The following is a 6,934-nucleotide window of genomic DNA, read 5'->3' as shown; positions in this document are numbered from 1 at the left end:
TGCTGCGGCCGCTCGCGCAGTCGCTTGCGCGGGGCGAGGCGGGGGTTTTATCGCTGGCGTTCGTTTCCACCGCCGATTACGGCCTCTTGCCTTTGCTGCTGCGCGATTTCGGCGCGCGATACCCTGGCGTGCGGCTGCAACTCGTGGAAGCGACCAGCGATGTGCAGGTGGAAGAGCTGGTGGCGGGGCGCATAGATGCCGGTCTGGTCATTCCGCCGCTGCCGCCGCGTCACGCGGTGGCGTTGTCGTACTTGCCGATCGCGCGGGAACCGCTCGTTATTGCGATGTCGAGCGATGCCGCGGCCGAACTGGACCTGGGCGCCGATGAATGGTCGGATACGCCCGTAAGCCTCCACCAGCTCGCCGACGCCCCGCTCGTCGTCTTTCCGCGGCGTCTCGCGCCGGATTTCTATGACTTGATCATGGGCTGCTACGGCGCCGCCGGCCTGATGCCGCGCATTGGGCAGGAGGCCATCCAGATGCAGACCATCGTCAGTTTGGTGTCCGCTGGAATGGGCGTCGCGCTCGTGCCGCAATCGCTGCGTCATCTGCGAAGGACCGGAGTGGTGTATCGTCCGTTGCTCGAATCCGGGCCGGTCGTCGAGACGGGTCTGATGTGGCGCGCGGCGGAGGTCAGCCCGGTGCTCGCCGGTTTTATCGATATAGTGCGCGCTCATGCGGCCACCGTGCCCGCGCTGCCGTGACTCCTACACGTACATAGAAACATGCTCATTCACCCGAACTTCGATCCGATTGCCATTCATCTCGGCCCGCTCGCCGTGCGCTGGTATGGCCTCATGTATTTGCTGGCGTTCGTTCAATGCATTGTGATCGGACGGATCAGGCTGCGGTTGCCTTACGTGTCGGCGCAGGGCTGGACCACGAAAGACATCGACGACATCCTGTTCTACGGCGTGCTCGGCACCATTCTCGGCGGCCGGCTGGGGTACGTGGTGTTCTACAAATCGAGTTTCTATCTCGCGCATCCGCTCGATATCTTCAAGGTATGGGAAGGCGGCATGTCCTTTCACGGCGGCATGCTCGGCGTGATCACCGCCATGATCCTGTTCGCGTGGCAACGCAAGCGGACGTGGCTGCAGGTCACCGACTTCGTCGCGCCCATGGTGCCGCTCGGCCTTGCCGCGGGACGTTTCGGCAATTTCATCAACGGTGAGTTGTGGGGGCGTGTGACGAACCCGAATGCGCCGTGGGCGATGCTCTTCCAGAACGCGTCCCCTGATGACGCCATCTGGCTGCAAAAGCATCCCGACCTCGACGCGCAATGGCATCTGCGGGAAATTTTCGATCGATACCAGATGCTGCCGCGCCATCCGTCGCAGTTGTATGAGATTGCGCTGGAGGGTTTTGCGTTGTTTATCGTGATGTGGCTGATGTCGAGAAAGCAGCGGCCAGTTGGTGCGATTTCGGCGGTGTTTCTGATTGGTTACGGTATCGCGCGATTTACGGTGGAGTTCGCTCGCGAGCCGGATGACTACCTGGGGTTGCTGGCCGCGAACCTCTCGATGGGGCAGTGGCTTTCATTGCCGATGATCATCGTGGGAATTGGAATGCTGGTCTGGTCTTACAAGCGGGGACGTATGGTGCCCTCTGACCCGGCGAAAGTTTCCTGAGCAGCAAATCGATTCGTGGAAAATGAAAAGCCTCGCGTAAAAGCGAGGCTTTTCATGCCGAGGCGGCAAAAGTGCTTAACGATTCATCTGCACCGAGCCCGACACATTCACCGTCACGGTCGACGTACCCGCTTCCAGCGCCATTGGCGCGGCCAGCTTCGCGTCCGCGTTCATGCTTCGGGCGGCCATCATCATGACCGGTCTCGGCGATGACCCGTTATGCCCGATATTCACTTCACGAATCGCATAACCGCTGTACCCGAACGCCTGCGATGAAGCCTGCGCCTGTTGCTTGAACGAAGCGATCGCGCGCGTGGAAAGCTTCTGCTCCGCCTCGCGCTGCGCCTCGGGCGACAACGAGAACGTGACGCTGCCCACCTGCATGGCGTCGCTCATCTTGCCGGCGAGCTTGGTTGCTGCCGTGAAGTCCTTCGATTCCAGCACGACTTCCGTGCGGCCGCGCCATGCGGAGATGCGGCCATCGCGATCGGTCGATGGATAGACCGTGAACGCGCCGCTATGAGCCGTCACGTTATCGACACCCTTCGCCATGCGCAACGCGGCATCGGCGCGCTGATTCAGCACGCTTGTCAGCGACCCCGCGTCCTTCGCTTCCTGCTCATAGAAGAGCGTGATATCGACGACATCCTGAGGCACGTCCTCGCTCGCCTGCGCCGCCAGCGACAACACGCCGGACGGTTGTGCCTGGGTGACGGAGCTTTGCGCGAACGCGTTCTGCGCCATGGCAGCGCCTGCAATAAGCGCGATGGCGGCAAGTGCCGAAGTGGTATTTTTCTTTGTCATCGTTTAACTCCGTAAGCATGAGTGCACGTCAATGTGACCGTTGCTTAGGCGACGATGGCGCTCGCGAAGTTCCCTTCAATCGAGTTACAAAAGATGTTCGGTTATAAAGCGCCATTGCGCTTCGGTGACAGGCGTGATCGATAACCGATTGCCGCGCGCAAGCACCTGCATATCCGCAAGCTCCGCGTGTTCGCGCAGCGTCGAGAGGGGAATAAGCGGTGTTTTCCTGACGAAGTGGACATCGACGAGAAGCCAGCGCGGCTTGTCCTGCGATGACTTCGGATCGAAGTAAGGACTCGACGAATCGAATTGCGTGGGATCGGGATAAGCCGCCGACGATACCTTCGCAATCCCCGCGATACCGGGTTGCGGGTAACTCGAGTGATAGAACAGCACGCCGTCGCCGAGCTCCATGCCGTCACGCATGAAGTTGCGCGCCTGATAATTGCGCACGCCGGTCCAGGGCAAGGTTTTTTTCGGAGCGTGAGCGAGATGGTCGATGCTCGCTTCGTCCGGTTCCGACTTCATCAGCCAGTAGCGCATGAACGTCGCCCGCAAAATGTGTGCGCCGCGTCAATGTTCGCAGCGCACACGATACAAAAGAAAACGGCATCGGAAAAAATCCGACGCCGTTAGCTTGATCAACCTGTTGCTTGCAGCTTCACGTCTAAAAAACGCATGCTGCAGAATGAGGTCCCCGCCCAAGCCGCTAGGCCGGCATCCTGAACCTGGGTTCAAGATTGGTCGCAGTAAGCAGCACCTTGGGCTCATCAGACAGAGTGACGCGCTCGCCAGTGCTACAAGATCCCACAACCGTGCACAATGGCATTGGTTCAAGGAATATATGACCTTGGCAAACCAGGCAGGGAACAATCACTGTACACCAATCGCCCCGACGATGCAGCACTGATACGGGAAAACTTTATGTCAGTCGCAACACAATAACGTTCGTGACACGGCGCGCGCAGCGTTAGCAAACCTATACGCAAGCATGGCCATTGCGAATTACTGCGCTTCGTATTGTGAAATCACGACGCCGAGTTGTTCGTTCATTTGATGCATCGTGCGGCGGATCTCTTCGGCGGGGAACGCTTCGCCGTGACGCACGCTGCTTTGCAGCTTGAGCAATTCCGAAGCAAGCGACAACGCCGCCATCACCGCAATCCGGTCCGTGCCGCGCACGCTGCTTGCATTGCGCACCTTCGACATTTCCGCATCCACTCGCGCGACCGCTTCACGCAGCGCAGCTTCGGTTTCCGGTGAGCAGGCGAGCCGGTACGGCGCGCCGAGAATGGATACCTCGATCTGCTTGGTCGTCATGCCTTTTCTCCGTGATGGTGTGATTCCTCATGCAACGCGCCGTTCGCCGCTTCGGCGGTGTCCGGTTCGCTGCTGGCATCGGGAGGCAAAAGGGCAAGCTGGTTATCCGGCTCGGGCGCGTTTTTCGCACGCGGCAATTTTTCGAGGATTGCGTTGAGGCGAACCTGTGCATCGTCGATTTTCGCCGATAACGAATCGCGCTCCGCCACCAGGGCGTCGCGCTCTTCACGCACGTTGGCAAGTTCCTGCTGCGCGAGCGCAAACTCCGAGCGCAACTGGTCGAGTTGCTGGGAGAGAGCGTCATGCGCTTGATGATGCCGTTCGCTGATTTTGATCAGCCGGCCAATATTTTGTGACAGTGATTCGAGTTCGTTGAGCATGTGCTGCGTCCTCTTAAGACCTCGCATTTTAGCGCGCTTCGCTGGCGCTTCAGAAATTTGGTTCGTTTCCAGACGTAACAGCAGTTTGAAGTCAATGCATCGGCGCGAGCCTTTATTCGTAAGGGGAAATGATTTATCGAGTTGTTTATCGACAGTTTTTAACGCTGGCTCGATGGCTCGCTTATCGGCTCGCGGAACGACTTTTGAACGTCTCTGAAAGTACCCCTTCAATTCCGTTTGAACGTTACCGGTACGACCAGAATGCAGGTGAATCGAATGCTCGCGCGACTGCATGATCCTGCTTTCTTGACGGGTCCCGGTGCCGCTCTTAAACTCGCGGCACCTTGGTGCTCGCGCATGCCCGATCCGGCGTGCGCAGTTAAACGGGAAGCAGGAAGCAACGTCCGCCCGGACTGCGCCAACCTGCGCTGCCCCCGCAACGGTAAGCGACCGCAACGCAAGTTGCAAGCCGGTTCCACGCGTGACGTCCGCCCATTCTACGACTCGATACCGCTCGAATGGCCCGGACAGCACGCTCATGCCACTGCGCCTTTCGCGCGGGAAGGCGGGCCGATATGTCGCCAGCCCGGATACCGGCCTCGGGGAGAGCGCGGCCTCGCGGCTGCGCTCGTCACGCATGGACCTGCGGGGAGCGGGTCGCGCATGCCTTTACCGGATCTTCCTGCAATCATGGCTTCACCTATTGCCCGCGCCGTCCTGCTGGTTTTCGGCAGTTTACCCGTTGTTGCGAACGCTCAGTCCTCGACCAGTTCCTCAGGATCTCCCAGCGAGCCCGTCACGCTCGCGCCTGTCGTGGTGACCACCACCCGCGCGCCGCAAAAGCTCGCGGATTCCATCGCGCAGACGACGCTCTTCGACCAGCAGGATATCGCCGATTCCAATGCTACCGATGTCGCCGGTCTCCTCGCACTCGCGCCCGGCGTGCAGATCACGCGCAACGGCGGTCCGGGTTCAAGCGCGGGATTGTTCCTGCGCGGCGCGTCGTCGGCGCAATCGCTCGTGTTGATCGACGGCGTGCGTGTCGAGTCGGCCGGACTAGGCGCGGCCCAACTGTCGCAACTCATGCTCGATCAGATCGACCACGTGGAAGTGGTCAACGGCAATGTGTCGGCGCTCTATGGATCGAACGCGGTGGGCGGCGTCGTGCAGATCTTCACGAAGGATGGTGGCAATCATCCGCCGCGCTTCAACTTCGAGACCGAGGTGGGCAGTTATCACACGCAGCGCCAGCAGGTCGGTGCGAACGGCGCGCTCGATAAAGACGGCCGCACCACGTTCAACGTGACGCTCTCGCGCGAGAAGACCGACGGGTTTTCATCGATCGATCCTTCGACCTCGCCGAATGTGAATCCGAACGCGAACGGGTATTTGAACGAGAGCGTGTCGGCGACGTTGCGTCATCAGTTCAGCGACAAATGGGACGCGGGCGTGCGCTTTTTGCAGTCGAACGGTATCAACAGTTTCGACAGCGCCTACGGCCTGCCCACCGACGACAACGAATCGCACAACCGCGTGCGTTCCACTTCGGTCTTTGCAAACGGCAAGATCACCGACAACTGGACCACGCACTTCACCGTGGCGCAGGGTCAGGATCGCGCGGACACGCAGTTGAACGGCGTCTACAACAGCAAGTTCAATTCGGAGAACCGCCAGTACACGTGGCAGAACGATATCGCGCTGACGCCGGATCACAAGTTCGTATTCGGCTATGAACATCTCGACCAGACGCTTGATTCGGATCAGGTCGCAGCTCCCGATCGTCATGTGAATTCGGGATTCGCGGGTTATGTCGGCAACGTCGGGGCAAACCAGTTCCAGGCGAATGTTCGTCGCGACCAGTATTCGGATTTCGGCGGCGCCAACAGTTATTACCTCGGCTATGGCTACCATTTTGATGCGCACTGGAAAGCCACGCTCAGCTATTCCGATGCATTCCGCGCGCCGACCTTCGACGATCTGTACTATCCGTTCAGCGGCAATCCATCGATACAACCCGAGCGCAGCCATTCGGTCGAGGCCGCGCTGCAATATGCATCGAACGCGGTGGGGATCTTGCGGCTGACCGCGTTCCAGACGCGATACACGAACCTGATCAACTACGTATCGGACGGCGGCGGTTTTTTCATCGCGCAGAACGTCGGGCGCGCGAAGGTGCAGGGGCTCGAGGGATCGTGGCAGGGGCACGTCGGGCGCACGGATGTCCGGGCGTCGTTCACGCTGCAAAATCCCGTCGATGAAACCGATCAGCAGGACCTGACGCGCCGCGCCCGGCGCTTTGCGACGCTTGCCGTGAACCGGTCGATCGGCGGCTGGCGCGTCGGCGGCGAATGGATCACGAGCGGGGCGCGCGAAGACTTCGACTCGACGCTCGGCGGTTATGGTTTGGTGAATCTGTCGGCGCGCTACGACATCACGAAGTCGTGGTACGTCGGCGCGCGGATCGACAATGTGTTCAACAAGGACTATCAGCTTGCGTATTCATACAACACGCCGCGGCGCGGTGCCTACATCACGCTTGGCTGGCAGCAGCGGTGAACGCTAAGCGTATCGACGCCCGGCGTATCGACGCCCGGCGTATGGACGCCCCGCGCGCTTTCGCTATCTGGATCGCGCTCGCCCTTGTGACGCTGGCTGTATTCGTCGCGTCGCTGGCCATCGGAAGCGTGCCGGTGGCGCCTGTGCGTGTCGTGCATGCACTTTTATCGTCATCGAATGACGTGCTCGATGAAATCGTGCGCAGCCTGCGGTTGCCGCGCGCGCTGGGCGGGTTTGCATCGA

7 protein-coding genes, 1 other RNA gene, 1 pseudogene and 1 riboswitch are annotated in these 6,934 nt (G+C 60.2%); of the genes and pseudogenes, 4 read left to right on the top strand and 5 right to left on the bottom strand.

What is annotated here, in order from left to right; genetic code table 11:
* Both ACRXB1_RS26480 and lgt read left to right on the top strand, forming a co-directional pair.
* Positions 1-704: LysR substrate-binding domain-containing protein (locus ACRXB1_RS26480; protein ID WP_449493721.1), on the top strand; the 704-nt coding region annotated here is incomplete at its 5' end.
* A 21-nt stretch (positions 705-725) separates the two neighbouring features.
* Positions 726-1,631 carry a prolipoprotein diacylglyceryl transferase gene (gene lgt, locus ACRXB1_RS26475; RefSeq protein ID WP_449493720.1) on the top strand — a complete coding sequence of 302 codons (906 nt, stop codon included), beginning with the start codon at positions 726-728 and terminating at the stop codon, positions 1,629-1,631.
* A gap of 75 nt (positions 1,632-1,706) precedes the next feature.
* On the opposite strand, the gene ACRXB1_RS26470 is transcribed toward lgt, so the two are convergent.
* The 5 genes from ACRXB1_RS26470 to ACRXB1_RS26450 form a co-directional block, all read right to left on the bottom strand.
* The gene (locus ACRXB1_RS26470; RefSeq protein ID WP_449493719.1) at positions 1,707-2,435 is read right to left on the bottom strand and encodes an SIMPL domain-containing protein; all 729 of its coding nucleotides are present in this window, start codon (positions 2,433-2,435) and stop codon (positions 1,707-1,709) included.
* An 84-nt stretch (positions 2,436-2,519) separates the two neighbouring features.
* Entirely contained in the window at positions 2,520-2,978 is a 459-nt protein-coding gene (locus ACRXB1_RS26465; protein WP_449493718.1) for an EVE domain-containing protein, read from the bottom strand.
* A 147-nt stretch (positions 2,979-3,125) separates the two neighbouring features.
* A non-coding RNA gene (ssrS, locus tag ACRXB1_RS26460) (6S RNA) lies at positions 3,126-3,307 on the bottom strand.
* Between the two features lie 133 nt (positions 3,308-3,440).
* Positions 3,441-3,755, bottom strand: a complete 315-nt coding sequence (locus ACRXB1_RS26455) for a cell division protein ZapA (protein ID WP_056351781.1) — start codon at positions 3,753-3,755, stop codon at positions 3,441-3,443.
* Positions 3,752-4,135, bottom strand: coding sequence for a hypothetical protein (locus ACRXB1_RS26450; protein WP_061998769.1), 384 nt, complete (start codon positions 4,133-4,135; stop codon positions 3,752-3,754). Before ACRXB1_RS26450 ends, ACRXB1_RS26455 begins: the two co-directional genes overlap by 4 nt.
* A gap of 328 nt (positions 4,136-4,463) precedes the next feature.
* Positions 4,464-4,751, top strand: a riboswitch (cobalamin riboswitch).
* A 74-nt stretch (positions 4,752-4,825) separates the two neighbouring features.
* On the opposite strand from ACRXB1_RS26450, the gene ACRXB1_RS26445 reads away from it, so the two are divergent.
* Positions 4,826-6,691: a TonB-dependent receptor domain-containing protein gene (locus ACRXB1_RS26445; protein ID WP_449493717.1), complete on the top strand. Its 1,866-nt coding sequence runs from the start codon at positions 4,826-4,828 to the stop codon at positions 6,689-6,691.
* Positions 6,688-6,934: pseudogene (locus tag ACRXB1_RS26440) on the top strand (iron ABC transporter permease); the annotation flags it as partial. The gene ACRXB1_RS26445 and the pseudogene ACRXB1_RS26440, both read left to right, overlap by 4 nt.

Source organism: Caballeronia sp. M23-90 (genome assembly GCF_053574605.1).
This window is presented reverse-complemented; position numbering and strand designations above follow the sequence as displayed.